At 65.6% G+C, this 26,541-nt stretch carries 19 protein-coding genes; 6 read left to right on the top strand and 13 right to left on the bottom strand.

Going from position 1 to position 26,541, the window contains the following annotated elements:
- Positions 1-82: 82 nt before the first annotated feature.
- From uvrC to QFZ57_RS15465, 8 genes are all read right to left on the bottom strand, one after another.
- On the bottom strand, positions 83-2,107 hold the full coding sequence (gene uvrC, locus QFZ57_RS15430) for an excinuclease ABC subunit UvrC (protein ID WP_306900844.1): 2,025 nt from the start codon (positions 2,105-2,107) through the stop codon (positions 83-85).
- An 83-nt stretch (positions 2,108-2,190) separates the two neighbouring features.
- On the bottom strand, positions 2,191-2,859 hold the full coding sequence (locus QFZ57_RS15435; protein WP_306631211.1) for a lysophospholipid acyltransferase family protein: 669 nt from the start codon (positions 2,857-2,859) through the stop codon (positions 2,191-2,193).
- Positions 2,846-3,562, bottom strand: coding sequence for an HAD hydrolase-like protein (locus QFZ57_RS15440; protein WP_306631212.1), 717 nt, complete (start codon positions 3,560-3,562; stop codon positions 2,846-2,848). The genes QFZ57_RS15435 and QFZ57_RS15440 overlap by 14 nt, the downstream gene beginning before the upstream one ends.
- Positions 3,563-3,641: 79 nt before the next feature.
- A complete protein-coding gene (gene uvrA / locus QFZ57_RS15445; protein ID WP_306900846.1) occupies positions 3,642-6,566 on the bottom strand; it encodes an excinuclease ABC subunit UvrA in 2,925 nt (974 codons plus the stop codon).
- 47 nt (positions 6,567-6,613) lie between these two features.
- Entirely contained in the window at positions 6,614-6,994 is a 381-nt protein-coding gene (locus tag QFZ57_RS15450) for a GntR family transcriptional regulator (protein ID WP_306900847.1), read from the bottom strand.
- A complete protein-coding gene (locus QFZ57_RS15455; RefSeq protein WP_306900848.1) occupies positions 6,991-8,802 on the bottom strand; it encodes an ABC transporter ATP-binding protein in 1,812 nt (603 codons plus the stop codon). The genes QFZ57_RS15450 and QFZ57_RS15455 overlap by 4 nt, the downstream gene beginning before the upstream one ends.
- Positions 8,799-10,526 carry an ABC transporter ATP-binding protein gene (locus QFZ57_RS15460; protein ID WP_306631216.1) on the bottom strand — a complete coding sequence of 576 codons (1,728 nt, stop codon included), beginning with the start codon at positions 10,524-10,526 and terminating at the stop codon, positions 8,799-8,801. Before QFZ57_RS15460 ends, QFZ57_RS15455 begins: the two co-directional genes overlap by 4 nt.
- A gap of 148 nt (positions 10,527-10,674) precedes the next feature.
- Positions 10,675-11,457, bottom strand: a complete 783-nt coding sequence (locus tag QFZ57_RS15465; protein ID WP_306900849.1) for a trans-aconitate 2-methyltransferase — start codon at positions 11,455-11,457, stop codon at positions 10,675-10,677.
- A gap of 97 nt (positions 11,458-11,554) precedes the next feature.
- Between QFZ57_RS15465 and QFZ57_RS15470 the strand changes: the two genes are divergently transcribed.
- The 3 genes from QFZ57_RS15470 to QFZ57_RS15480 all read left to right on the top strand — a co-directional run bounded on the left by QFZ57_RS15470 (position 11,555) and on the right by QFZ57_RS15480 (position 16,015).
- Entirely contained in the window at positions 11,555-14,098 is a 2,544-nt protein-coding gene (locus QFZ57_RS15470) for a DEAD/DEAH box helicase (protein WP_306900850.1), read from the top strand.
- A 65-nt stretch (positions 14,099-14,163) separates the two neighbouring features.
- The gene (locus QFZ57_RS15475; RefSeq protein ID WP_306900851.1) at positions 14,164-14,679 is read left to right on the top strand and encodes a GNAT family N-acetyltransferase; all 516 of its coding nucleotides are present in this window, start codon (positions 14,164-14,166) and stop codon (positions 14,677-14,679) included.
- A 61-nt stretch (positions 14,680-14,740) separates the two neighbouring features.
- Positions 14,741-16,015: an alpha/beta fold hydrolase gene (locus tag QFZ57_RS15480; protein WP_306901593.1), complete on the top strand. Its 1,275-nt coding sequence runs from the start codon at positions 14,741-14,743 to the stop codon at positions 16,013-16,015.
- On the opposite strand, the gene QFZ57_RS15485 is transcribed toward QFZ57_RS15480, so the two are convergent.
- Both QFZ57_RS15485 and QFZ57_RS15490 read right to left on the bottom strand, forming a co-directional pair.
- Complete coding sequence (locus QFZ57_RS15485; RefSeq protein ID WP_306900852.1) at positions 16,001-17,371, bottom strand: MFS transporter; 1,371 nt, start codon at positions 17,369-17,371, stop codon at positions 16,001-16,003. The two genes, QFZ57_RS15480 and QFZ57_RS15485, sit on opposite strands and share 15 nt — an antisense overlap.
- 106 nt (positions 17,372-17,477) lie before the next feature.
- Positions 17,478-18,506 carry a TerC family protein gene (locus tag QFZ57_RS15490; RefSeq protein ID WP_306631221.1) on the bottom strand — a complete coding sequence of 343 codons (1,029 nt, stop codon included), beginning with the start codon at positions 18,504-18,506 and terminating at the stop codon, positions 17,478-17,480.
- 332 nt (positions 18,507-18,838) lie between these two features.
- Here QFZ57_RS15490 and QFZ57_RS15495 point away from each other — a divergent pair, with 332 nt between their 5' ends.
- The gene (locus QFZ57_RS15495; protein ID WP_306631222.1) at positions 18,839-20,158 is read left to right on the top strand and encodes an ABC transporter substrate-binding protein; all 1,320 of its coding nucleotides are present in this window, start codon (positions 18,839-18,841) and stop codon (positions 20,156-20,158) included.
- A 99-nt stretch (positions 20,159-20,257) separates the two neighbouring features.
- On the opposite strand, the gene uvrB is transcribed toward QFZ57_RS15495, so the two are convergent.
- Together uvrB and coaE are read right to left on the bottom strand one after the other, a co-directional pair.
- On the bottom strand, positions 20,258-22,357 hold the full coding sequence (gene uvrB / locus QFZ57_RS15500) for an excinuclease ABC subunit UvrB (protein WP_306631223.1): 2,100 nt from the start codon (positions 22,355-22,357) through the stop codon (positions 20,258-20,260).
- A gap of 80 nt (positions 22,358-22,437) precedes the next feature.
- A complete protein-coding gene (coaE, locus tag QFZ57_RS15505) occupies positions 22,438-23,652 on the bottom strand; it encodes a dephospho-CoA kinase (RefSeq protein ID WP_306900853.1) in 1,215 nt (404 codons plus the stop codon).
- 74 nt (positions 23,653-23,726) lie between these two features.
- Here coaE and QFZ57_RS15510 point away from each other — a divergent pair, with 74 nt between their 5' ends.
- Both QFZ57_RS15510 and QFZ57_RS15515 read left to right on the top strand, forming a co-directional pair.
- Positions 23,727-24,437: an IMPACT family protein gene (locus QFZ57_RS15510; protein ID WP_306900854.1), complete on the top strand. Its 711-nt coding sequence runs from the start codon at positions 23,727-23,729 to the stop codon at positions 24,435-24,437.
- Positions 24,421-24,921 (top strand): GNAT family N-acetyltransferase, encoded by a 501-nt coding sequence (locus QFZ57_RS15515; protein WP_306900855.1) that lies wholly within the window; start codon positions 24,421-24,423, stop codon positions 24,919-24,921. Before QFZ57_RS15510 ends, QFZ57_RS15515 begins: the two co-directional genes overlap by 17 nt.
- 129 nt (positions 24,922-25,050) lie before the next feature.
- Here the strand turns inward: QFZ57_RS15515 and rpsA are convergent, their stop codons facing one another.
- Positions 25,051-26,526 carry a 30S ribosomal protein S1 gene (gene rpsA / locus QFZ57_RS15520; protein ID WP_306631227.1) on the bottom strand — a complete coding sequence of 492 codons (1,476 nt, stop codon included), beginning with the start codon at positions 26,524-26,526 and terminating at the stop codon, positions 25,051-25,053.
- Positions 26,527-26,541 lie beyond the last annotated feature (15 nt).

A 26,541-nucleotide genomic window follows, 5' to 3' on the forward strand; every position in this document is an offset into this window, starting at 1 on the left:
TGCCCCGTTTCCTCGTCGTCTGCCGGGCAGCCGCGTCGGCGCCTGCCCGTCCTTTACCCTAGCTAAGTTTCCGGGGACTCCGCTAAGTTTCAATGATTTCGCCGGTGGCCATGTTGATCGCCGGCACCGTTACGGCCTCGGATCCGTCAGCGGCGAAGTGGTTCACGATGGCGGTGGCCAGTGCCGGTCCAATCCCCTTTGCCTGCGCAAGCTCTTCGGCCGTGGCAGACTTCACGCCCTTGACCGATCCAAAGTGCGCCAGCAGGGCTTTGCGCTTGGAGGCACCGAGGCCCGGAACGGCGTCGAGCGCCGAGACGGTCATGGCCTTCCCACGCTTTTGCCGGTGGAACGTGATGGCGAAGCGGTGTGCCTCGTCACGGATCCGCTGCAGCAGGTACAGCCCCTGCGAGGTGCGGGGCAGGATGACCGGGAAGTCGCTGTCCGGGAGCCATACTTCCTCCAGTCGCTTGGCCAGGCCGACGACGTAGACGTCGTCGATGCCCAGGTCCTTCAGGGCGCGGGCAGCCGCGTTGACCTGCGGCTGACCGCCGTCAACCACCACCAGGTTGGGCGGGTAGGCAAACTTGGCTTTGGGAGCCGCCGTGGTGGTGTCCAGCACGGCCGTGTCCACTGCCGCTTCCTGCCCGTCGGACTGTCGGTCGGACTGTCCGTCGGACGACAGCAAAGACTCGTCCACCTGCGCCGATTTGTCCTGCAGGTAGTGGCGGAACCGCCGTGTCAGCACGTCGTGCATGGCCGCGGTGTCATCGGCCGCCGCCGGGCCGGTGATGGAGAACTTGCGGTAATCGGACTTCTTGGGCAGCCCGTCCTCCACCACCACCATGGACGCCACCACGTTGGTGCCCTGGACATGGGAGACGTCGAAGCATTCAATTCGGAGCAGGGGCACGGGCAGGTCCAGCGCTTCCTGGAGTTCCTGGAGGGCCTGGGACCTGACCGTGATGTCCCCCGCACGCCGCGTCTTGTGGAGCTTCAATGCGTGCTCCGCATTTTCGCGGACAGTGGACATCAGCGCCGCCTTGTCTCCGCGCTGCGGCACCCGGATGTCCACCTTGGCACCACGGATGCCGCCCAGCCATTTGGCGAGGTCCTCGGCGTTGCTGGGCGCTTCCGGCACCAGGACTTCGCGGGGCAGCCGGCCGTGGGTGTCGCCGTCCTCGCCGTAGACCTGCTGCAACAGGTGCTCCACCAGGTCGGGGGTGGTGAAGTCCTCCACCTTTTCCACTACCCAGCCGCGCTGGCCGCGGATCCTGCCGCCGCGGACATGGAACACCTGGACGGCGGCTTCCAGCTCGTCTTCGTGCAGGGCAAAGACGTCGGCGTCGGTGTCCTCGGAGAGCACCACGGCGTTGCGTTCGAAGACCTTGCGCAGGGCCGTAATGTCGTCACGCAGCCGGGCAGCGTGCTCATAGTCGAGTTTTGCCACGGCGTCGGCCATCTGCTTTTCCAGCTTGTTGATGAACCTCTTGGCCTCGCCGCCCATGAAGGCGCAGAAATCGTCGGCCAGCGCCCGGTGGTCTTCAGGCGAGATCCGCCCCACGCAGGGCGCGGAGCACTTGTCAATATATCCCAGCAGGCAGGGCCGCCCGCTGGCCTCCGCGCGCTTGAAGACGCCCGCGCTGCAGCTCCGGACGGGGAAGACTCGGAGCAGGGTGTCCATGGTTTCCCTGATGGCACCTGCGGTGTACGGGCCGAAGTAGCGGGTCCCTTTCCGCTTGTCTCCCCGCATGACCTGGACCCGGGGGTACTTTTCGCCCATGGTCACGGCGAGGTAGGGATAGGTTTTGTCATCCCGGAACACCACGTTGAACCGGGGTTTGAATTCCTTGATCCAGGTGTATTCCAGCTGCAGCGACTCCAGTTCGCTGCCGACGACGGTCCACTCGACGCTGCTGGCCGCGTGGACCATCGCATAGGTCTTCGGCAGCAGCCCTGCCGGGTTGGCGAAATAGGAGTTCAGCCGGGACCGGAGGCTTTTCGCTTTGCCTACATAGATGACCCGGCCGTGCGGATCACGGAACCGGTAGACACCCGGGTTGGTGGGGATTTCACCAGTTTTGGGCCGGTAACTTGCTGGATTTGCCACTTATCAAGTCTACTGAGTCGCGCCGGGTCTCCATGCCGGCCTGCCCGGACGGGCGCTGGCTGGCTGTCCGGGCCACCTGCAGGCTATTCGGCGATCTTGCTCTGGTTGTAGCTGGCGGAGCGTTGCTGGCCGCTGAGTCCGGCGATCGCGTCCATGATCCGGTCCGTGACTTCGCGACGGGCGGGCAGGGAGTGGTCCGGCCCGGTCTTGTCGAAGTACAGCGGCTCCCCCACCTTCATGGTGAAGTGCTGCGGCCTGACCCCCTTTTCGCCGGCACGCTGGAGCTTCTCCGTGCCGATCAGGCCCACGGGAATCACGGGCGCGCCAGTGGTGAGCGCCAGCCAGCCGACCCCGGTGCGTCCCCGGTAGAGGATGCCGTCCCGGGAGCGGGTTCCTTCGGGGTAGATGCCGATGCCGCGGCCGGCCTCCAGGATGTCCATCAGGGTCTTGAGTGCCTGGACACTTGCGGCCTGCTCGCCGCGCTCCACCGGGATGGAGCCCACGGACTCGAAGAAGGCCTTCATGACCTTGCCCTTGACGCCGCCGGTGGTGAAGTACTCGGCCTTGGCAAAGAAGGCGACCGGACGCGGCATCAGTGCCTGCACGATCACGCTGTCGAAGAAGGACAGGTGGTTGGGTGCCACGATAAAGGGCCCGTCGGAGGGGACGTTTTCGAGTCCGACGACGGTGGGCCGGCAGCTGCCGGAGATCAGGTTGCGCGTGGTCCAGCGGACGGCATCAAACATTTCCATCGTTGCTCACCCCGCTCATGGCCGCAGCGTGGACGGCCTCCAGCCGTTCGATGACCGCTACCAGTTCCCCACCGGTGCTGACGACCGTGACAGAGCCGGCTTCTTCCAGCTCCCCGTCCGGAGCGAAGCCCCACGCAACGCCGATGCAGTCCAGCCCGTTGGCGATCGCGCCGGACACGTCCTGGGCGCGGTCCCCCACCATGATGGCGTGCCGTGTGTCCAGGTTCTGCAAGGCGGCGGCGATGATCTGGGTCTTGCCCAGCGGGACACCTTCCACTGCCGTTTCGTCATCGGCGGAGCCGTGGATGCCGTGGAAGAACGTGTCGATGCCGTGGTGCGCCAGCACTTTATGAGCCAGCCGCTGGGGTTTTTGGGTGGCAACAGCCACGGGCCGTCCTGCTGCCGCGAAGGATTCGAGGATTTCGCGGATGCCAGGGTACAGCCGGCTTTGGGCGATTCCCGTGGCCACGTAGTGCTCACGGTAGCGGCGGACCACCTCTTCCAGGCGGTCCGCCGGCACCTTTGCCACATTGAGCAGGGCATCGCCCAGCTTGGGGCCGATCATCGATTCGAGCAGGTCCTGGCCGGGAACCGGGAGCCCCACCCCGCGGAGGGCTGATGCAATGCCCCCGGTTATTCCACCTGCCGGGTCGACAAGAGTGCCGTCCAGGTCAAAGATCACGGGCACTGTTGTTGAAGTCACCGGGTTAGTTTCTCACGACAGCAGGAGTGCCTGAAACTCGCATGCCCAGGGAGGAATATTTCGGCGCGCTTTCCTCCGGTCAGCCAAGTATTTCGGCGAGGAACTTGCCCGTGTAGCTCGTCCCGGACTTGGCCACCTGCTCCGGCGTTCCTGCCGCCACGATCTGGCCGCCGCCTGAACCGCCGTCGGGCCCGAGGTCCACCAGCCAGTCCGCACTCTTGATCACGTCCAGGTTGTGCTCGATAGTGATCACAGTGTTGCCCTTGTCCACCAGCCCCTGCAGGACCATGAGCAGCTTGCGGATGTCCTCGAAATGCAGGCCCGTGGTGGGCTCGTCCAGGACATAGATGCTGCGGCCGTTGGACCGCTTCTGCAGTTCCGCCGCGAGCTTGACGCGCTGGGCCTCACCACCGGAAAGTGTGGTGGCCGGCTGTCCCAGGCGCACATAGCCCAGTCCCACGTCCACCAGGGTGTTCAGGTGCCGCGCGATGGGTGAGAACGCCGCGAAGAACTCGGCGCCCTCTTCGATGGGCATGTTGAGGACATCGGCGATGGTCTTGCCCTTGTAGTGCACCTCGAGGGTCTCCCGGTTGTAGCGGGCACCATGGCACACCTCGCAGGGAACATAGACGTCAGGCAGGAAGTTCATCTCGATCTTCAACGTGCCGTCACCGGAGCACGCCTCGCAGCGGCCGCCCTTGACGTTGAAGGAGAAGCGGCCGGGAAGGTAGCCGCGGACCTTGGCCTCCGTAGTCTCGGCAAAGAGCTTGCGGATGTTGTCGAAGACGCCGGTGTAGGTGGCCGGGTTGGACCGCGGGGTGCGGCCGATGGGGCTTTGGTCCACGTGGACCACCTTGTCCAGGTGCTCCAGGCCCTGGACCGACTTGTGCCGCCCGGCCACCTGCTTGGCGCCGTTGAGCTTGTTCGCAAGCACCTTGTAGAGGATTTCGTTGACGAGTGTGGACTTGCCGGAGCCACTCACGCCGGTCACTGCGGTGAAGAGCCCCAGGGGGAAGGCTGCGTCGACGTTCAGGAGGTTGTTCTCCCGTGCGCCGACCACCTTGATCTCGCGCTTCTTGTCGTACTTCCGGCGCTTTTTGGGCACCTCGATAGCCTTGCGGCCGGACAGGTAATCGCCGGTCAGTGATTCCCGGTTGTCCAGCAGTTCCTTGTAGGTCCCGGAGTGGACCACCTGGCCGCCGTGCTCGCCGGCGCCGGGGCCGATGTCGACAATCCAGTCGGCCACATGGATGGTGTCCTCGTCGTGCTCCACGACGATAAGGGTGTTCCCCATGTCGCGGAGCCGGGTGAGGGTTTCGATGAGGCGGCGGTTGTCGCGCTGGTGCAGGCCAATGGAAGGTTCATCGAGGACGTAGAGGACGCCCACCAGGCCGGAGCCGATCTGGGTGGCAAGCCTGATGCGCTGGGCTTCACCGCCGGAAAGGGTGGCGGACGGACGCTCGAGGTTGAGGTATTCCAGGCCAACATCGAGGAGGAAGGTCAGGCGGGCCTGGATCTCCTTGAGGACCTGGTGGGCGATCTGTGCTTCACGCCCGGTCAGCACCAGGTTGTTCAGGAATTCCGCGCAGTCCCGCATGGGCAGGGCGGCAACCTCGGCGATGGACTTGCCGTTGATCAGGACCGACAGGGATGCCGGATTGAGGCGGGCGCCGTTGCAGGCGGGGCAGGGAACCTGCCGCATGTACTCTTCGTAGCGGTCGCGGGCCCAGTCGGAATCGGTTTCGCCATGCTTGCGGTGGACGTACTGGATGGCGCCTTCGAAGCCGGTGCTGTACTTGCGTTCGCGTCCGAAGCGGTTGCGGTACTGCACCACCACCTTGTGGTCCTTGCCGTGCAGGATGGTTTGGCGCACATCCTTGCCCAGCTTCTCCCACGGCGTGGTCATGGAGAAGCCCACTTCCTTGGCCAGGCCTTCCAGGAGCCGGTTCCAGTACTCGGTGGTGGCGGTGCCCATTGACCAGGGGGCGATGGCGCCCTCGGACAGGGACAGTTCCGGGTTGGGAACGATGAGTTCCTCATCCACCTCGAGACGGGTGCCGATTCCGCTGCAGGCGGCGCAGGCGCCGAAGGGGTTGTTGAACGAGAAGGAGCGGGGCTCGATTTCGTCGATGGCGAGGGGGTGTTCGTTGGGGCAGGCGAGGTTCTCGGAGAACGCCCGGATCCTTCCGGGCGCGTCTTCCTCAACGTCGACGAACTCCGCCAGGACCCGGCCCTCGGCCAGTCCCAGCGCGGTCTCGATGGAGTCCGTGAGCCGCTGGCTGATGCCTTCCTTGACCACCAGGCGGTCCACCACGACTTCGATGGTGTGCTTGAACTGCTTGCCCAGTTTGGGCGGATCGCTCAACTGGACAAGCTTGCCATCCACCCGCGCCCGGGAGTATCCCTTGGCGCTGAGTTCCTTGAAGAGGTCCACGAACTCACCCTTGCGTCCGCGCACCACCGGTGCCAGGACCTGGAAGCGCGTGCCCTCGTCGAGTTCGAGGAGCTGGTCCACAATCTGCTGCGGGGTCTGCTTGGACACCGGTTCACCGCAAACGGGGCAGTGCGGCCTGCCGACGCGGGCCCACAGCAGGCGCATGTAGTCGTAGATCTCGGTAATGGTGCCCACGGTGGACCGCGGGTTCTTGCTGGTGGATTTCTGGTCGATGGAGACCGCCGGGGAGAGGCCTTCGATGAAATCGACGTCGGGCTTGTCCACCTGGCCGAGGAACTGGCGTGCGTAGGCGGACAGTGATTCAACGTAGCGCCGCTGGCCTTCGGCAAAGATCGTGTCGAATGCCAGCGAGGACTTGCCGGATCCCGAGAGGCCGGTGAAGACGATCATGGCGTCGCGCGGGAGGTCGAGGTCCACGTTGCGCAGATTGTGCTCCCGCGCGCCTTTCACCACAAGGCGGGAGAGGTCCGGCCGGTGCGGGGCCGCTGCGGAGGGGACGGCGAAGGACGTGGAGGGGGCAGGGGTTTCTTCAGCTACGGCTTTAGGCACCCAATAATGCTAATCGAAAACTTTTTCGAACACTTACGGTTCAGCCGTCAGGGAACATCGTAGGCGGCGGCCAGGAGCTTCACCGCTTCGGCGAAGCTGGCCCCCTGGGATCTGGCGACGGCGGCGTAGGCGGCGGCCGCGGCGGACAGGTCCCCCAGCCTCTCCTCACGCGCGGAAACCACGGTCCCGTTCCGCCCGCGGGTTGCGACGATGCCGGCAGCCTCCAGCTCCTTGTACGCCCTGGCCACCGTGTGCGGGGCGACGTCGAGCTTCTCTGCAAGGGCCCGCACGGCAGGCAGCCTGGTACCTGGCGCCAGTGCGCCGTTGTCCGCCAGGTGGATGACCTGGAGCCGCAGTTGCTCAAACAGCGCCACGCTGCTGGCCGGGTTGGGCCGCCACGATCCGGGGAAGTCGCCCGCAGTGCTCACAGGCCGCCCTCCAGAACGCCCGCCCTGCCGCCGCGTTCGGCAAACTGCGCGTTGTACAGCCTGGCATAGAAGCTGTTGGCAGCAAGGAGGCTTCCATGCGTGCCCTGCTCGACGATGCGTCCGTGGTCCATGACGAGAATTAGATCAGCGTTCCGGATGGTGGACAAACGGTGGGCGATCACGAAACTGGTCCGTCCCTGGCGCAACCGCTGCATCGCCTCGCGGATGAGCAGCTCCGTCCTGGAATCCACCGAACTGGTGGCCTCATCCAGGACCAGCACGCTGCGCCCGGCAAGCTGCGCCCTGGCGATGGTGATGAGCTGCCGCTGCCCCTGGCTGAGCGGCTCGCCGCCGTTTTCCAGCACCGTGCCGTAGCCGTGCGGCAGCGACCTGATGAAGCGGTCCGCGTAGGTGGCCTCCGCGGCGGCAACAATGGCAGCATCCAGGGCGTCCGGCAGGCCGTAAGCGATGTTCTCGCGGATGGTCCCGGCGAAGAGCCAGGAATCCTGGAGCACCACGCCGAACCGTGCCCGCACCTGGTCCCGGGGAATCCCCGTGATGTCCCTTCCGCCCATGGTGATCCTGCCGGATGAAGGTTCCAGGAACCGCATCAGGAGGTTCACTACGGTGCTCTTGCCCGCGCCGGTGTGTCCCACGATGGCTACCGCCTGTCCCGGTTCCACGGTGAAGGTGAGGTTGCGGACCGCGGGGACGGAACCCGGGTAGCCGAACGTAACGTCGTGGAAGATTATGCGGCCCGCGGCGGGAGCACCGATTGTCCCGTGGGCGGGCTCCGGCGGGTCCTCGCCGGCGTCCAGGAGCACGAATACCCTTGCCGCGGATGCTGCGCAGGACTGCATGACGTTAAGCAGTCCGCCAATCTGTCCCACGGGCTGGGTGAACAAGCGGCTGAACTGGATGAATGCCTGAACTCCACCAATGGTCATGGCGCCTGCGATGACCTGCAGCGCCCCTACGACCGCAACCGCAATGTAGTTAAGGTTGGACATCAACACCATGAGCGGCTGGACCACCCCGGCCGAGTACTGGGCTTTGGCCGCCGCCCGGGCCAGGCGTCCGTTGCTGCGGCTGAAAACCTCGGCGGCCTGAGCCTGGCGGCCGAAGGCCTTGACGACTTCATGGCCGCTGATGAATTCCTCCACGTGCGCGTTGAGTTCGCCGATCTCCTTCCATTGCCGGGCGAAGTGCTCCTGGGACCGTCTGGCCACCAGCACCGTGATCCAGGTGGACACCGGAACACTGGCGACGGCGATGGCTGCGAGCACCGGCGAGATCCACAGCATCATGGCCAGCGAACCGCACAGCATCAGGACGGACACGATGAGCTGGGTCAGGACCTGGTTCAGGGCCTGGGCAATGTTGTCGATGTCATTGGTGGCCCGGCTCAGGACATCACCCCGGGAGCGTTCCCGGAAGTATGTGGACGGGAGGCGGTGCAGCTTGTCCTCAACCGAGCCCCGCAGGCCGTACATGAGTCCCTGCACGGCGCGGGCGGTCAGCGCCCCCTGGATCCAGTTGAAGAGTGAGGCGAAGACATACATCGCGGCCACCGCTGCCAGCAGGACCCCAAAGCGCTGGTCCAGGCTTCCCTGGGAGATGCCCTCCACCACGACGTCAGTGGCGTCACCCAGGTACTTGGGGGCGGCAACGTTGAGGCCGGCGAAGGCGCAGGTTGCCGCCACGGCGCCCACCATCTGCAGCCGGAAGGGCCGCAGGAGGCCAAGGAGCCTGCCGGCCGTCGGCCAGAATCTGTGCGCTGCTTCCCCGGTTTCTTCCTCGGCCGTCACAGCGTGCCATCCAGCGCAAGCTGCGATTCGGCAATTTCCCGGTAGGTGGCGGACGTTTCCAGCAGCTCCTGGTGCGTTCCCTGCGCAACCAGCCGGCCGTCGTCGAGCACCAAAATGAGATCCGCGTCCTCCACGGCGGAAATGCGCTCGGCCACAATGATGACCGTTGCCGCGGCGAGCGCCTGGTCCAGGGCCTGCCGCAGCTTCGTGTCGGTGTCGTAGTCGAGCGCGGAGAAGCTGTCATCAAAGAGGTAGAGGGGTGCCTTGCGCAACAAGGCCCTGGCGATGCACAGCCTTTGACGCTGCCCGCCCGACAGGCTCGCACCACCCTGGCCCACAGGGGTGGCAAGTCCAAGCGGGAGGTCACGCATGAACCTCATGGTCTGGGCCGTCTCCAGGACAGCCCATAATTCCTCGTCCGTGGCGTCAGGGGCCGCCATCCGCAGGTTGTCGGCGATTGTTCCGGTGAACAGGTGCGAGTGCTGGGGCACGATGGCCATGGCAGCGCGGAGCTGGTCCAGGGGCAGGTCCCGGATGTCGTGGCCCGCCCAGGTAATGCGGCCTTTCGTCGCGTCGAGGAAACGCGGGACCAGGTTCAGCAGCGTGGTCTTGCCGCTTCCGGTGGAGCCAACAATTGCGGTGGTGGTCCCGGGAGCCGCGGCAAAACTGACGTCCGCAAGCACCGGCGCTTCTGCGCCCGGATAAGAGAAACCGACACCGTGGAAAGCCAACGCCGCCGGCTGCGCTGATTCCGGCAGGGAGTGCGGCGGCTGTGCTGCACTGCAGACTGACGGCTCGGTGTCCAGGACCGCCTGGATCCGTTCAGCGCAGACTGCCGCACGCGGCGCCGTCATGAGGACATACATGGACATCATGATCGCCAGCAGGATCTGCATGATGTAGGCGATGAACGCCGTGAGCGCCCCAAGGTTCATCAATCCGTCCTGGATCCGCTGCCCGCCGAACCACACGACGGCAACCGAGCTGGTATTGACCACCAGCATGATCATCGGCAGCATTCCCGCCACCAGCAACGCGGACTGCAGGTTGTTGGCGGTCAGGCCGGCGTTGGTCTGCGCGAACCGCCGCACTTCATGGCCCTGGCGCACAAAGGCACGGATCACATCCACACCGATGATCTGCTCGCGCAGAATCCCTCCCGACCGGTCCAGCAGGTCCTGGCCCTCCCGGTACAGCGGAATCAGCCGGCGCACGATCAGGTACATGATCAGCAGGAGCACGGGCACGATGACGATCACCACCACGGACAGCGCCACGTCCTGCTGCACGGCCAGGACGATGCCGCCAATACCCATGGCCGGTCCGGCAAAGAGCATGGTGAAGACAAGGACGGCGAAAGCCTGGATCTGCTGGACATCGTTCGTGGCGCGGGTAGTCAGGCTTTGGGTTCCGAACAGGGCCACGTCCTGGGAGGACAACGACTGGATGCGGGAGAAAACCTCCGCCCGCAGCCCGTGCCCGATCCTCATGGCCACCACCGCGCCAAGATAGCCCGCCGCGATGGCGGACGCTGCCTGCACCACCGCGATGCCGGCCATGAGCACGCCGAGCCGCGAGATCACCTCGGGCCTGCCCGCAACGATGCCGTCATCGATGATGGCGGCGTTCACGGTGGGCAGCAGCAGGTTTGCTGCTGCCTGCAGCAGTTGGAGGACGACAATCGCCCATACGTACGCGTACTGACCGGCGAGCTGCCGCCTCATGAGTCCGACCAGCAAAATACCCCCTGTAAATGCCTGGGCCGACGAGGGGGCCAGCGGCTTGACCCCTAAACCACAGTGGCCATTGTAAGCCAGATCACTTTCCTGCGCTGTCACATGCTGGATTGGCTGGAAAACCGGGCAAGGGGCCTCAGTTGCCCGCTTTGCGGCCCACGGCGAAGATCCGGCGGAACGGGAACACGGTGCCGTGAACGCCGCGCGGGTAGGCATCGCGCAAAGCCGCGGCGTACTCGGTTTCGAAATGCCTGGCGTCGTCGTCACCGAGGGCGGCCATGACCGGCCGAAGCGCCGTGCCCCGGACCCATTCCAGGACGGGGTCCGGTCCCGGCAGGACCTGCTGGTAAATGGTTTCCCATGCATCCGCCGCGCAGCCGGCGTCGAGCAGGACGCCCAGGTAGTCCCCCGGCTCCCCCACAGCTTCCCCGCCGCGCAGCACCCCGCCCAGCTTCCCTTCCCAGCGCACCGACCCCGCAAGCTCCCGCATCAGGACGTGCGAGGGGGCGTTGAAGTTTCCCGGCACCTGCATGGCAAACCAGGCCCCCGGCCGGAGCGCCTCCAGCCACTTCCGCATCATGTCCTGGTGGCCCGGAACCCACTGCAGGGCCGCGTTGCTGACCACAACGTCCGTTTCAGGAGCGGGCATCCAGTCCGCGATATCGGCGTGCTCAAAGTGCAGGGAGGAATTCTCCTCCGCCAGGGGCGCCGCCTTTGCCAGCATGTCCGCGGAGGAATCCAGGCCCAGGACGTGGGCGCCGGGCCAGCGTTCAGCCAGGGTTGCCGTAAGGTTTCCCGGCCCGCAGCCAAGGTCGACCACCTGCAGCGGACCCTCGGCATGGATCCGGGCGGTGAGGTCGAAGAATGGCCGGTTCCGGTGGTCGCCAAACTGGACGTACTTTGCGGGGTCCCATTTCATGAATTTCTCCAGGTTCTGACGCAGACACGGGCAAGGCGTAGCCTAACCCGCCGGGGACGCCGGATCCGCCCGGAACGTGGCACTAAGGTTGAAGTCAATGAAACTCGTTGACCAGCTGAGCGATCTGACCGCACCCACCCCAGCCGACGCCGTCGACCCCGACGTCCTCTACACCCGGTTTGTCGAGTGGACGGAAAGCCGGGGCCTCTCCCTGTACCCCGCCCAGGATGAGGCAATCATGGAGCTGGCAACGGGGGCGAACGTCATCCTGGCCACGCCCACGGGGTCCGGTAAATCGCTGGTGGCAATCGCGGCGCACTTCCAGGCCATGGCGCAGGGCCGGCGAAGCTATTACACGGCGCCCATCAAAGCCCTGGTGTCCGAAAAATTCTTCGCGCTCTGCGACATTTTCGGGGCGGAGAACGTGGGCATGATTACCGGTGACTCCGGGGTGAACCAGGACGCTCCCATCATCTGCTGCACCGCCGAGATCCTGGCCAACATCGCCTTGCGGGAGGGCTCAGCGGCGGAGCTCGGCGCGGTGATCATGGACGAGTTCCACTTCTACTCCGACCCCCAGCGCGGGTGGGCCTGGCAGGTCCCCCTTCTTGAACTTCCGCAGGCGCAGTTCCTGCTGATGTCCGCCACCCTGGGTGATGTCACCCGGTTCGAAGAGGGACTCACGGCGCTGACCGGCCGAGCCACCACCACCGTCAGTTCAGCGGAACGGCCCATTCCGCTGCACTACTACTACCACCAGACACCCGTCCACGAGACGCTGGAGGACTTGCTGTCCACCCGGCAGGTGCCCGTCTACGTGGTGCACTTCAGCCAGCTCGAAGCAATCGACCGCGCCCAGAACCTGATGAGCATCAACGTGTGCACCCGGGAGGAAAAGGACAAGATCGCGGAGCTGATTGCCAACTTCCGGTTTGCCGCCGGATTCGGCAAGACGCTGAACCGGCTGGTGCGCCACGGCATCGGCGTGCACCACGCGGGTATGCTGCCCAAGTACCGCCGGCTGGTGGAGCAGCTGGCCCAGGCGGGGCTGCTGAAGGTCATTTGCGGCACGGACACGCTCGGCGTGGGCATCAACGTTCCCATCCGGACAGTGCTGCTCACGGCTTTGAGCAAGTACGACGGCGTCCGCACCCGCCTGCTCAACTCACGCGAGTTCCACCAGATCGCCGGCCGGGCCGGACGGGCGGGCTACGACACCGCCGGGACAGTGGTGGTGCAGGCGCCCGAACATGTGATCGAGAACGTCAAGGCAATGGCCAAGGCCACCGCGAAGTTCGGGGACGACCAGAAGAAGCTGCGCCAGGTGGTGAAGAAGAAGCCGCCCGAGGGTTTCGTCTCCTGGGGCGAGCCGACGTTCAACCGGCTGGTGGAATCGGTACCGGACCCGCTGACGTCCAGCTTCACGGTGACCCACGCCATGCTGATGAACCTGATGGAGCGGCCCGGCGACCCGTTCATGGCGGCCCGGCGGCTGCTCACCGAAAACCACGAGCCCCGTTCCTCCCAGCTGCGGCTGATGAGGAAGGCGCTGGGCATTTACCGGGAACTGCTGGCCGCCGAGGTCGTCGAGCGGATTCCGCCGGAGGAACAGGGCCGGGACGGACGGACGGTGCGCCTCACCGTCCACCTGCAGCCGAACTTTGCCCTGAACCAGCCGCTCTCCCCCTTCGCTCTTGCCGCCCTGGAGCTCCTTGACCCGGAGTCGCCGTCGTACGCCCTGGACGTGGTGTCCGTGATCGAGGCGACCCTGGAGAAACCCCGGCAGATCCTTTCCGCGCAGCAAAAGAAGGCGCGCGGCGAGGCGGTGGCGGCCATGAAGGCAGACGGCATCGACTACGACCAGCGGATGGCCATGCTGGACGAGGTCACCTACCCCCAGCCGCTGGCGGAGATCCTGGGCGAGGCGTTCGAGGTGTACCGGAAGGCCGCGCCCTGGGTGGGCGACTTTGAGCTGGCGCCCAAGTCGGTGGTCCGCGACATGTACGAGCGGGCCATGAACTTTGGCGAGTTCGTCCAGTTCTACGGCCTGGCGCGGTCCGAGGGGATTGTGCTGCGGTACCTTGCCGATGCCTTCAAGGCGCTGCGCCAGACTGTTCCCCAGGACATGCTGCGCGAGGACCTGGCGGACCTGACCGCCTGGCTGGGCGAGCTGGTGCGCCAGGTGGACTCCAGCCTCCTGGACGAATGGGAGGAACTGGCCGCCGGGGTGGCGCCCACGCCGCACGATGCACCGCCGCCCCCGCCGCCGTCGCTCACCTCCAACATCCGCGCGTTCCGGGTGATGGTGCGCAACGAGATGTTCCGGCGGGTGGAGCTGTTCGCCGATGAGGACGCCACGGCGCTGGGAGAGCTCGACGGCGGTTCCGGGTGGGGTGCCGAGCGCTGGGAAGACGCGCTGGACGACTACTTCGACGAACACGACGACATCGGAACCGGACCGGATGCGCGCGGCCCGGGGCTGCTCATCATCACCGAAGAACGCGGGACCTGGAAGGTGCGCCAGATCCTCGATGACCCGGCAGGCAACCACGACTGGGGCATCTCGGCGGAAGTGGACCTGGCAGAGTCGGACGGGACCGGGACCGCGGTGGTCAGGGTGACGGACGTTAACCGGCTCTGACGCTCGTCCCGGCCCTGGCCCCGGTCCTACGCCGGCCTCCCTGGCGGCGGCGGTAAGCTCGAAGAATGAGTGTAATCCGTCCCGCAACCCGGCACGACGTGCCCGCCATCCTCCGAATGATCCATGAACTGGCCCATTACGAGAAGGAACCAGACGCCGTCCGGAACACCCCGGAACTGCTGGATCAGGTGCTCTTCGGCGCGAACCCACGTGTCTTCGCTGCCATGGCAGAGAATGCGGCCGGCGAAGTGCAGGGCTTCGCGCTTTGGTTCCTGAACTACTCCACCTGGGAAGGTGTCCACGGCATCTACCTGGAAGACCTCTACGTCAGTCCCGAGGCCCGCGGCGAAGGACACGGAAAAGCCCTGCTGCAGCACCTTGCGGCGATCGCCGTGGAGAACGGCTATGCACGGGTGGAATGGAGCGTGCTGGACTGGAACGAGCCCTCCATCAATTTCTACCGCCGCCTTGGTGCCCGCCCCATGGACGGCTGGTCCACCTTCCGGCTCACCGGGGAGGCGCTGGACCAATTCGGCCGGGTCCCGTCCCGCAGCTCCCTTCCCTCTCCTGCCCGTGGCTGACGCGCAACGGGGCGTCACTGCCGTGGGCCATGAGATCAGGGCCAGGCATGAGTTCCGTGGGATGCGCACGGTGGAGCATTACTTTACGGTCCCCCTGGACCATTCCGCGCCCCTGAACGGTTCCGCGGAAACCATCATCGTTTTCGCGCGGGAGTACGTGTCTGCGGCGCACAGTGAGGAGGCGGCCGCGCGGTTGCCCTGGCTCCTCTTCCTGCAGGGCGGCCCCGGCGGCCGCGGCAACCGGTGGGGTTCCCTGGGCGGCTGGAGCAAGGCCGCAGCGCAGGACTTCCGCATCCTGATGCTGGACCAGCGCGGCACCGGACTCTCCACGCCCATTGACCGCAACACCCTGCCAGGACGCGGATCCGCAGCGGAGCAGGCCGCCTACCTGGAGCACTTCCGGGCCGACTCGATCGTGGCGGACGCGGAGTTGATCCGCCACGCACTGGAGTCACCGCCCTGGACCATTTACGGCCAGAGCTACGGCGGCTTCTGTGCCCTGACCTACCTCTCCTTCGCGCCGGAGGGACTGCGCGAAGTGCTGATCACCGGCGGGCTTGCCCCGCTCACCGGCAGCGCCGACGACGTGTACCGGGCCACGTACCAGCGTGTGGCAGCGCGGAACGACGAGTACTTCGCCTGGTATCCCGAGGACCGGGAGGTTGTGGAGCGGATCGCCCGCCACCTGCGCTCCACAACCGAATTCCTGCCCGACGGCGGACCCCTCACGGTGGAGCGGTTCCAGATGGCGGGGGCATTCCTGGGCGGCAACACGCGCGTTGACAGCCTTCATTACCTGCTCGAGGACGCCTTCGTGGACACTGCTGCCGGACCCCGGCTGTCCGACGCGTTCCTGGAGCAGCTCCAAAGCGTGGTTTCCCGCCGCTCCAACCCGCTGTACGCGGTGATGCACGAATCCATCTACGGCCAGGGCCAGGCCACGAACTGGTCAGCCTGGCGGATGCTCGGCGAAAACCCGTGGTTCCGGCCGGACGCCGACCCGCTGCTGCTCACCGGCGAGATGGTGTACCCGTGGTACTTCGAGCAGGACCCTGCCCTCCGGCCGCTGCAGGAAGTGGCGGAGCTGCTGGCCGCCAAGCAGGACTGGACGCCGCTGTTCGACCCGCAGGTGCTGGGCGCCAACACCGTACCCGTGGCCGCAGCGGTGTACTCCGACGATATCTACGTGGACCGGGATCTTTCCCTGCGGACTGCAAAAGCGGTGGGCGGGCTGCAGGTTTGGGAGACTGCGGACTTCCATCACGACGGAATCGCCGACGACGGTGAGCGGATCTTCGCGCGGCTGCTGGGCATGGTGCGGTCAGGCGGCCGCTGACCGCCGGTGTGACGTGCGGGTGACGATGGCGGCGGCCAGGACCGCCGCCCCGATGGCCGCCCCGAGCAAATTCAGGCCGAGGTAGCCGCCAAAGCCAAGGACCAGCCCGGACACCGCACCGCCCACAGCACCCGCGGCGCCCATCAGCATGTCGGAGACACCCTGGACCGCTACCCGGGCTTCCGGCGCCACGCTTTCGGCCAGCAGCGTTGAGCCTGAGATCGTGGCAGCGGACCAGCCCATGCCCAGCAGCACCAGTCCCACCGCCACCGCTGCGGTTGAGGACTGCCCGAACCCGGCGACGGCCACAGCGGCGACCAGCACCGTGAAGCCGATCATGATGGTCTCGATCCTGCCTGCCCTGTCGGTCAACCAGCCCATGACCGGGGAAAGCGCAAACATCCCGGCGATGTGCAAGGAGATGGTGAAGCCGATGATGACCAGGACGTCCCCCTCTGCCACGTGCCCGGCGTGGGAGACCGGGCCCTCCACCAGGTGCTGAAGGTGCAGCGGGGTCATGGACATCACGCCGACCATCACCGCGTGGGCGGCCACGACGCCGGTCACGGCCAGCAGTGCCGTCGGCGAGCTCCTGATGGCACGCAGTCCACGGACAAGTGACCCGCCTGCGGGCGGTGTGGCGGCGTGTGCGCCGGCAGGAGGGGCGGCCGGCACCGGTCCACCGCCAGGGGTGGTTTCCGGGGCGGCGCTGCTGGCGGCGGCGAGTTGGCGGGCCAGCAGCAGCGGGTCAGGTCGAAGGCCAACGTACACGAGCGCGGTGGCGATGAGGAGTCCGGCACCGGAGATCACGAACGGGCCCGCGACGGGCGGCAGGCCCAGCGCGGTCCCCACGGCAGTACCGGGCTGGATAAGGTTGGGCCCGGCCACAGCGCCGACGGTAACCGCCCACACCACCGTGGACAGTGCCCTCCCCCGGTGCTCGGCAACGGCCAGGTCGACGGCGGCGAACCTCGCCTGGAGGCTCGCGGCCGTGCCGACGCCGATGCCTGCCGCCCCCAGGACCAGCAGCACAAAAAGTCCGGACACAACAGCCAGCACCATGAGCACCGCTCCTGCCAGGGCCGCGGAGAGGCCGGCCACCTGGCCGGCCCGGCGTCCACGGCGTTCGGCCAGCGATGCCAGCGGCAGTGCTGCCGCAGCGGCTCCGAGGGTCATCACGGTGGCCACCGCGCCAGCCCACGCGCTTGAGCCCGAGAGTTCCACGGCCAGGATGGAGCCGATCGATACGGTTGCTCCCGTTCCGATCCCACCGAACACCTGGGCCGCGCTCAAGAGCACCAGAGTCCGCCGCTGAACCTGGCGCACGCCTTGTTCCTCCACAAGTGTGCGGGCCATGATCCGAGCATAGTCCCGTCCAGGAACCGCCGGCAGGAGATTCTTAAACGGGTAATCCCGGCCGCTCAGGCAGCCGGGATTACCGTTTTGAAAGGGCAGGTCCGTACTAATCGACGTCGCTGTGGCTCTTCCGGATGTCTTCCTCGAGCCGGGGATCCACCTTGGCAGCCTGTGCCTTGGAGCTGATCAGGCTGGCAACCACGGCGATGATGATGGTGCCCACAATGACGGCAAGCGATACGAAGGTGGGAATCTCAGGCGCCCACTCGATGTGGCGGCCGCCGTTGAGGAAGGGCAGCTCGTTCACGTGCATGGCGTGCAGGACAAGCTTGACGCCGATGAACGCAAGGATGAAGGACAGGGCGTGCTTCAAGTAGATGAGCCGGTTCATCAGGCCGCCGAGCAGGAAGTACAGCTGCCGCAGGCCCATCAGGGCAAACAGGTTGGCGGTGAAGACAATGAAGGGGCTCTGGGTCAGGCCGAAGATGGCGGGAATGGAATCCACTGCAAACAGCAGGTCCGTGAGGCCGATGGTGATGAAGACGATCACCATGGGGGTGAAGACCTTCTTGCCGTTCACCGTGGTGCGCAGCTTGCCGCCGTCGAACTTCTCCGACATGGGAATGACCTTGCGGATCCTGGCGATCAGTGGGTTCTCCCGGTCCTCTTCCTCTTCGCCCTCATCCTGGGCCTGCTTCCAGGCCGTCCAGAGCAGGAACGCGCCGAAGATGTAGAAGACCCAGCTGAACTGTTCAATGACGATGGCGCCGAGCAGGATGAAGATGCCGCGCAGGATGAGGGCGATGATGATACCCACCATCAGCACTTCCTGCTGGTATTTCCGGGGTACGGAGAACCTGGCCATGATGATGATGAACACGAACAGGTTGTCGATGCTGAGGCTGTATTCAGTGACCCAGCCGGCGACGAACTGGCTGCCGAACTCCGGGCCGGTGAAAGCGAACATGGCACCGGCGAACGCCAGGGCCAGGGTGATGTAGAAGGCCACCCACAGACCGGCTTCCTTCATGGACGGTTCGTGCGGTCGCCGAACCACCAGGAGGAGATCGATCAGGAGAATCAGTCCGAGGACGACAAGTGAGCCAACCTCGAACCATACGGGCAAATCGAGCACGGGGAAGCCTTTCGCAGGGTACACAAAATGGTGTAAGTCTCTCCGGCCTGCCTGCGTGCACTTGGTGCTGGTGCGGCGGCCCGCTACGCCCGGCGGGGCAGCTGTGCCCTGCGTGTTGACGATCGTAGCGCTTTGGGATACTCCCCTACGTGCCTTTAACTGTACCCCAGCCGGTGGAGGGCCGCGGCTACCGATGGGGCCGGTGATGCCGTGGATAACGTTTTCCGGCAAACCGTTGACCGGCTGCCATCGGTCTTGTAATAATCAGCCGGGATGAGAAAACGGTTTCCCGTCTGCACCTAGTGTTCCTTCCAGAAAGTCAAGGTTGGTCAATGAAGACTCCTCATCGCACTGGCACTGTGGTCAAGGCCCTCGCCACGGCCGCCACCCTGGCCATGCTCGCCACCGGCTGCTCGTCCTCCCCGGCCGCGGACAGCGGCGGAAACGTCACCGTGCGCTTCACCTGGTGGGGCAACGACCTGCGGAACAAGCAGACGCAACAGGTGATCGATGCCTTCCAGGCCTCGCACCCCAACATCAAAATCCAGGCTGAGCCCGGGGTGTGGAGCAGCTACTGGGACAAACTGGCCACCACCACCGCCGCCAACGATTCGCCCGATGTAATCCAGATGGACCAGGCCTACATCGCCGAATACGGCGGCCGGGGTGCGCTGCTTGACCTGTCCAAGCAAAGCAACATCGACACGTCCAAGATCGACCAGGACGCCCTTAAGTCCGGCGAGGTCAGCGGCAAGCAGTACGGCCTGAGCACCGGCCAGAACGCCAAGGCCGTGATGATCAACACCAAAATGTTCCAGGACTACGGGGTTCCCATCCCGGACGACAAAACCTGGACCTGGGATGACTACACCAGGACCGCGGCCCAGATCGCAGCGGCAGCGGGCAAGGCCGGCAAGACCAACTACGGCAGCTCCTATTCGCTGACCGACTCGGACCTGAACACATGGGCCATGCAGCATGGAGAGTCGCTGTACTCGGCGGACGGCGGCCTCGGCTTCAAGGAGGACACCGCCACTTCCTTCTTCCAGAATCTGCTGAACCTGCGCAACCAGAATGCTGCCCCGCCGGCCAACATTGCCACCGAGGACATCAGCGCCCCGGTGGAACAGACCCTGTTCGCCACCGGCAAGACGGCTATGTCCTGGTGGTGGACCAACCAGGTCAACGCGCTCCAGTCCGCGCTGAAGAGCGATGTGAAGATCCTGCGCGCCCCCAGCTCCACCGGCAGCGCCAAGGACAACGGCATGTCCTACAAGCCGTCCATGTTCTGGTCCGTTTCCTCGCGCAGCAAGCACCCCAAGGAAGCGGCCGAAGTTGTCAATTACATGCTCAACAACCTGGACGCAGCCAAGACCATCCTGACGGAGCGCGGCTTCCCGACCAACTCCGAGGTCCAAACCGGGATCGACCCGCTGCTGACGCCTGCTGACAAGGCCGCTGCGGCATTCCTTAAGGACATCAAGCCGGATCTGAAGAGCGTGCCGCCGGTGCCTCCCACCGGTTCCTCCGGAGTGCAGGCACTGATCCAGCGTTACAGCACTGACGTTCTCTTCGACCGCAAGTCCCCCGCTGATGCAGCGAAGGGCCTGATGCAGGAAGCAAAGGGCATGATCGACTCGGCCAGGAAGTAAGGCAGCCGCACCGCTTCGGCCAGCGCGACGGCGGGCATCCCCTAAGGGGGTGCCCGCCGATCCTTGGCCAGATCCATTGCCTATCTACGAAGCGGTGCCCTAGGCGTGGCCCGCCGCCTGCATCTGGCGCAGCTCCTTTTTCAGTTCGCTGACTTCGTCGCGGATCCGGGCTGCCACCTCGAACTGCAGTTCTGCCGCGGCGCCATGCATTTGTTCCGTAAGCTGCTCGATCAGGCCCACCAGGTCCTCGGCCGGTGCCGCTGCCAGCCCGTCCGCGCGCACCTGGGCTCCGCCCTTGGCACCGGACTTGCTGCGCTTGGCACCCTTGGCCAGCCGGTTGTTGTTGAGCAACTCCTGGGTATCGGCGTCTTCCTTGGCGAGTTGGTCAGTGATGTCCGCGATCTTCTTCCGCAGCGGCTGCGGGTCCACACCGTGCTCGGTGTTGTACGCCACTTGGATGGCGCGGCGCCGGTTGGTTTCGTCGATGGCGTGCGCCATGGAGTCCGTGATGCGGTCCGCGTACATGTGCACCTGCCCCGAGACGTTACGTGCCGCGCGGCCGATGGTCTGGATCAGAGAGGTTGAGGAGCGCAGGAAGCCTTCCTTGTCGGCGTCCAGGATGCTGACAAGGGACACTTCCGGCAGGTCCAGCCCCTCGCGAAGCAGGTTGATGCCCACCAGGACGTCGAACTTGCCCATCCGAAGTTCGCGCAGCAACTCAACGCGCCGCAGGGTGTCCACGTCGGAGTGCAGGTACTCCACCTTGATGCCGTGGCCCAGAAGGTAGTCCGTGAGGTCCTCCGCCATCCGCTTGGTCAGGGTGGTGACAAGGATGCGCTCGTCCTTGGCGGTACGGGTCTTGATCTCCCCCAGCAGGTCATCGATCTGGCCCTTGGTCGGCTTGACCACCACCTCAGGGTCGATAAGCCCTGTGGGCCGGATAATCTGCTGCACGAACCCGTCAGCCTTGCCGAGTTCGTACTTGCCGGGGGTCGCGGAAAGGTAGACGGTCTGGCCGACGCGCTGGAGGAATTCGTCCCATTTCAGCGGCCTGTTGTCCATGGCTGAGGGCAGGCGGAAGCCGAAGTCCACCAGGTTCCGCTTGCGGGACATGTCGCCCTCGTACATCGCGCCGATCTGCGGGATGGTTACGTGGGATTCGTCCACCACCAGCAGGAAGTCGTCCGGGAAGTAGTCGAGGAGGCAGTGCGGAGCTGTTCCGGGGGCGCGGCCGTCAATGTGTGAGGAATAGTTCTCAATGCCGTTGCAGAAGCCCATCTGCTGCATCATTTCGAGGTCATAGTTGGTCCGCATGCGCAGGCGCTGCGCTTCCACCAGTTTGTTCTGGCCCTCCAGCACTTTGAGCCTGTCAGCGAGTTCGTCCTCGATCCGCTTTATGGCGCGGGCCATCCGCTCCGGGCCGGCGACATAGTGCGAGGCAGGGAAGACGTACATCTCCTCTTCTTCCCGGAGCACCTCGCCGGTCAGCGGATGCAGGGTCTGGATGTTCTCAATTTCGTCTCCGAAGAACTCTATCCGGATGGCGAGTTCCTCATACATCGGAATGATTTCCACGGTGTCGCCGCGCACCCTGAAGGTACCGCGGTGGAAGTCCATGTCATTGCGGGCGTACTGCATAAAGACGAACTTCCGGAGGAGGTCGTCCCGGTTCATTTCCGCCCCCTTGCGGAGCGTCACCATTCCGGAGATGTATTCCTCCGGGGTACCCAGGCCGTAAATGCAGGAGACCGTGGCCACCACAATGACGTCGCGGCGGGTCAGCAGGGCATTCGTGGCGGAGTGGCGAAGCCGCTCCACCTCCTCATTGATGGAGGAGTCCTTCTCGATGAAGGTATCCGTCTGGGCGACGTAGGCTTCGGGCTGGTAGTAGTCGTAATAGGAAACGAAGTACTCCACCGCATTGTTGGGCAGGAGTTCGCGGAACTCATTGGCCAGCTGCGCAGCGAGGGTCTTGTTCTGCACCATCACCAGGGTGGGCCGCTGCACCTGCTCGATAAGCCAGGCTGTGGTGGCGCTTTTGCCGGTACCCGTGGCACCCAGCAGCACCACGTCCTTCTCGCCGTTCCTGATCCGCTCCGTCAGTTCGGCAATGGCGGCGGGCTGGTCACCGGCGGGCTTGAATTCGCTGATGACCTCAAAGGGCGCCACAACACGGTTGATTTCCTGCGCAAGGCTCATGAATCTAATCTACAACCGGGCACCGACAGCGAACGGTCCCGTCCGTTACCGGCGAACAGCCGCCCGTCCGCGGGCGTGCTTCAGGAGGCGTACGACGGCGCTTCCCACCCGGTTGCCTCAGCCCAGGCGGACATAGCTGGCCAGGCGACGTCCGTGAACCACAGTTCCTTGGCCTCCGCGTATCCGCTTGTGGTGGCCGAGCCGGCAAAGCATGCTGCGAGCTCCGCTTTGTGCGCCTCATAGAGCCGGTGGGCGGAGGGATCGTTCCGCAGCCAGTCGCGGAACATCAGGGCGTAACGCCACCCGGGCGAGCCGGCAACGCGGACGTGAAGGTTGACCGGACGGCCTGGGTCGGCGTTGGCGTGGAACCGCTTCAGCCAATCCGAGGAATCGGGAGCGTTGGGCTTCGGAGTATCGGATTCGATTGCCCGTACCGCCGGGAAGCCGGCGGCAGCCAGGAGCGGTGCGATCGTGGCTGCTGCCTCCAGCCCGGACACCGCCACCTGCAGGTCAATGACGTCCTTGGCGGCAAGCCCGGGAACAGAGGTGGAGCCAACGTGGTCCACTGCCAAAATGAGTTCCGGGGCGGCCGCGATCAAACGTGCCGCAATCCTGGCCGCCTGCCGCGCCCAGTCCTCCCGGTGCGGCTCCAGGACGGGCCCGCCGTTCCGCGGCGCGCGTTGGCCGGCCGCGAGGTTCCGGGCGAACGGCAGCAGCCGCCCGTCCCAGAGTTTGTCCACCTGGTCAAGCAGGTGCTGCACGGTGCCGGAGTTGTCCAGGACGACGTCGGCCGCGGCCAGCCGGGTCTCGCGGGTGGCCTGGGCGGCCATCCGCGAACGGGCAGCGTCCTCCGTCATGCCCCGCAGCTCCTGCATCCGCTGCAGCCGCACATCGTCCGGGGCGTCCACCACCAGCACCAGGTGGAAGCTGGTCCCCTGCCCCGTCTCCACGAGCAGGGGAATGTCCTGGACCACGACGGCGTCGTCGGACGCCGCTGACGTGATGGCCGCGGCGCGGGCGCGCACCAGGGGGTGCACAATTGCGTTCAGGGCAGCCAGGCGCTCCTGGTTGCCAAACACCGCTTCACCGAGCCGTGCGCGGTCAAGCCGGCCGGCGCCGTCGAGCATGTCCGGACCAAACTCCTCCACAATGCGCTCCAGTCCTTCGGTTCCAGGTTCAACCACCTCCCGGGCCAGCGCATCTGCGTCCACCAACACGGCACCGCGTTCCCTCAGCCGCGCGGCCACCACCGATTTCCCCGAAGCGATCCCGCCCGTCAACCCGATCTTCAGCACCTTCCCACAGTACTGAACCTGCGGCGGCAGGACCCGTCAGGGGCACCGGCGCGGCCCCCAACTAGACTGAACCGATGCGGAGAGTGGAGGAACCAGCAGAGCAAGCGGACAGCCGGGCCACCTCGTACACCACCCTGGCTGCGGTCCCTGACTTCCGGCACGAACTCGAGGTCAGGCACTCCCGGTTCATCACGGTCCTCCGGCGGGCCGGCAGCGAGGACGAGGCCCGGGACCTGGTGGCTGGCCTCCGCCGTGAGTTCCACGATGCCCGCCACCACTGCTCTGCGTTCGTCGTCGGGCCCGACCGGACCATCCAGCGTTCCAGCGACGACGGCGAACCCGCTGGAACCGCGGGCATCCCCATGCTCGAAGCCCTCCTGAAAAGGGAGACGGAGCCCGGGGTGACGGACCTCAGCGACGTCAGTGCCGTCGTCGTGCGCTATTTCGGCGGCGTCCTGCTAGGCGCCGGCGGCCTGGTCCGGGCCTACTCCGAGTCGGTCTCCGCAGCCTTGGACCTGGCGCCCCTGGTCCGCCGCAGCAGGCGGCGAATCTGTTCCGCCGCAGTACCTCACGCGGCAGCGGGGCGGCTCGAGAATGATCTGCGTGCCGCCGGCACAGTTATGGCGGCAACCAGCTACCAGGACCGGCACACGGTGCTGCGGATTGCGGTACCTGACAACGCTGCCGCCATTGCCGCCGCAACGGACCGCGTCCTGCAGCTCACGGCGGGGTCGGCCACGCTTACTCCCGACGGAACGGAATGGGTCAATGAACCCCTCAACTGAGGTGACACTGGTGGACGTCGATGAAGCCGTGGCGGACCAGCTTCTTCAACTGGCCAAACGGGACGCGTCACCGGATGAGGTGGCTCCCCCGATTGGCGGGCCCGGCTGGAACCTCGAGCGCACCACTTGGTTCTACAGCTACCACCATGCTGCAGCCGGCGGACTGGACGGACCTGCCGCGGAAAAGTCATGGGCCATATTCAGCGGCCTGGACATCGCCGGCTCCATACGGCTCAAGCGCGAAAGGGGCGCGGCCACACCGTCGGCGGAAACGGGCATCTGGCTTGGCCGGAGCTTCCGTTCGCGCGGGATCGGCGGCGCCGCGCTGGGCCTGGTCCTGGCGGAGGCCCGCCGGGCGGGCCTGAAGCGCGTCACCGCCCGGACCCTGGCCGGAAACCACAGCGCCCAGCGGTTGCTGAAGGCAGCCGGGGCGGCACTGACGCACGACGGCGACGGGACAGTCCTCGCCGTCGTCGACCTTTAAGCCGCCCGCGGCCAACCCGTCCCAAGGCTGCCGGCTGGCCGGCCTGTTACGTACGGTGTTAAAGCACAACGGGCCCCCGCTTCCGCGGGGGCCCGTTGTGTCAGCCCGGAAAGTCCGGGCCGGCGGCAATTAGTTGCCGGTCAGCTTCTCGCGGAGAGCAGCAAGAGCCTCGTCCGAAGCCAGGGTGCCGGCACCGGTGTCGGTGGCAGCAGGCTCGGAGGAGTAGCTGGTGGTGCCGGAATCGCTGTCACCGGACGTTGCAGCTGCAGCGTCGTCGGCAGCGTGCTGGGCAACCTGCTTCTTGTGTGCTTCCCAGCGGGTCTGGGCGTCAGCGTACTGCTGCTCCCAGGCGGCGCGCTGGGTTTCGTAGCCCTCGAGCCATTCGTTGGACTCGGGGTCGAAGCCCTCGGGGTACTTGTAGTTGCCCTCTTCGTCGTATTCTGCGGCCATGCCGTACAGAGCGGGATCGAATTCGGTGCTGTCGGCGTCGACGCCCTCGTTGGCCTGCTTGAGGGACAGCGAGATGCGGCGGCGTTCCAGGTCGATGTCGATGACCTTGACGAACAGCTCGTCGCCAACGGAGACAACCTGCTCGGCCAGCTCCACGTGGCGGACTGCCAGCTCGGAGATGTGGACCAGGCCTTCGATGCCGTCTTCGACGCGGACGAACGCACCGAACGGAACGAGCTTGGTGACCTTACCCGGAACAACCTGGCCCAGGGCGTGGGTGCGGGCGAAGGTCTGCCACGGGTCTTCCTGCGTAGCCTTGAGCGACAGCGAAACACGCTCGCGGTCCAGGTCCACCTCGAGAACCTCGACGGTGACTTCCTGGCCAACTTCGACAACCTCGGACGGGTGGTCGATGTGCTTCCAGGACAGCTCGGAAACGTGAACCAGGCCGTCTACGCCGCCCAGGTCCACGAAGGCACCGAAGTTGACGATGGAGGAAACAACGCCGGGACGGACCTGGCCCTTTTCCAGCTTGTTGAGGAAGGTGGAGCGGACCTCGGACTGGGTCTGCTCGAGCCATGCACGGCGGGACAGGACCACGTTGTTGCGGTTCTTGTCCAGCTCGATGATCTTGGCTTCGATCTGCTGGCCGATGTACGGAGCCAGGTCGCGCACACGGCGCATCTCGACGAGGGATGCGGGCAGGAAGCCACGCAGGCCGATGTCGAGGATAAGACCACCCTTGACGACCTCGATGACGGTACCGGTGACAACACCGTCTTCTTCCTTGACCTTCTCGATGTCGCCCCAGGCACGCTCGTACTGAGCGCGCTTCTTGGAGAGGATCAGGCGGCCTTCTTTGTCTTCCTTGGTGAGCACCAGGGCTTCGACCTGATCGCCGACGGAGACAACGTCTCCGGGATCAACGTCGTGCTTGATGGAAAGCTCGCGGGAGGGGATGACACCTTCGGTCTTGTAACCGATGTCGAGCAGGACTTCATCGCGGTCGACCTTGACGACGGTACCTTCGACGAGGTCTCCGTCGTTGAAGTACTTGATGGTGGCGTCGACAGCTGCGAGGAAGTCCTCAGCGGTACCGATGTCGTTGATCGCGACTACGGGGGTACCGGGCTTCTCGGTGGAGGTGATGGTCATGTAGTAGGGGCTCCG

Source organism: Arthrobacter sp. B1I2 (assembly GCF_030816485.1).
Lineage (GTDB): Bacteria > Actinomycetota > Actinomycetes > Actinomycetales > Micrococcaceae > Arthrobacter.

What these genes read in the sequence shown, in the direction of transcription:
- QFZ57_RS15435 (WP_306631211.1), bottom strand. Translation starts at nt 2,859, where the DNA reads ATGGAAATGTTTGATGCCGTCCGCTGGACCACGCGCAACCTGATCTCC.
- QFZ57_RS15460 (WP_306631216.1), bottom strand. Translation starts at nt 10,526, where the DNA reads ATGAGGCGGCAGCTCGCCGGTCAGTACGCGTACGTATGGGCGATTGTC.
- QFZ57_RS15465 (WP_306900849.1), bottom strand. Translation starts at nt 11,457, where the DNA reads ATGAAATGGGACCCCGCAAAGTACGTCCAGTTTGGCGACCACCGGAAC.
- QFZ57_RS15470 (WP_306900850.1), top strand. Translation starts at nt 11,555, where the DNA reads ATGAAACTCGTTGACCAGCTGAGCGATCTGACCGCACCCACCCCAGCC.
- QFZ57_RS15475 (WP_306900851.1), top strand. Translation starts at nt 14,164, where the DNA reads ATGAGTGTAATCCGTCCCGCAACCCGGCACGACGTGCCCGCCATCCTC.
- QFZ57_RS15480 (WP_306901593.1), top strand. Translation starts at nt 14,741, where the DNA reads ATGCGCACGGTGGAGCATTACTTTACGGTCCCCCTGGACCATTCCGCG.
- QFZ57_RS15485 (WP_306900852.1), bottom strand. Translation starts at nt 17,371, where the DNA reads ATGGCCCGCACACTTGTGGAGGAACAAGGCGTGCGCCAGGTTCAGCGG.
- QFZ57_RS15495 (WP_306631222.1), top strand. Translation starts at nt 18,839, where the DNA reads ATGAAGACTCCTCATCGCACTGGCACTGTGGTCAAGGCCCTCGCCACG.
- uvrB (WP_306631223.1), bottom strand. Translation starts at nt 22,357, where the DNA reads ATGAGCCTTGCGCAGGAAATCAACCGTGTTGTGGCGCCCTTTGAGGTC.
- QFZ57_RS15510 (WP_306900854.1), top strand. Translation starts at nt 23,727, where the DNA reads ATGCGGAGAGTGGAGGAACCAGCAGAGCAAGCGGACAGCCGGGCCACC.
- QFZ57_RS15515 (WP_306900855.1), top strand. Translation starts at nt 24,421, where the DNA reads ATGAACCCCTCAACTGAGGTGACACTGGTGGACGTCGATGAAGCCGTG.
- rpsA (WP_306631227.1), bottom strand. Translation starts at nt 26,526, where the DNA reads ATGACCATCACCTCCACCGAGAAGCCCGGTACCCCCGTAGTCGCGATC.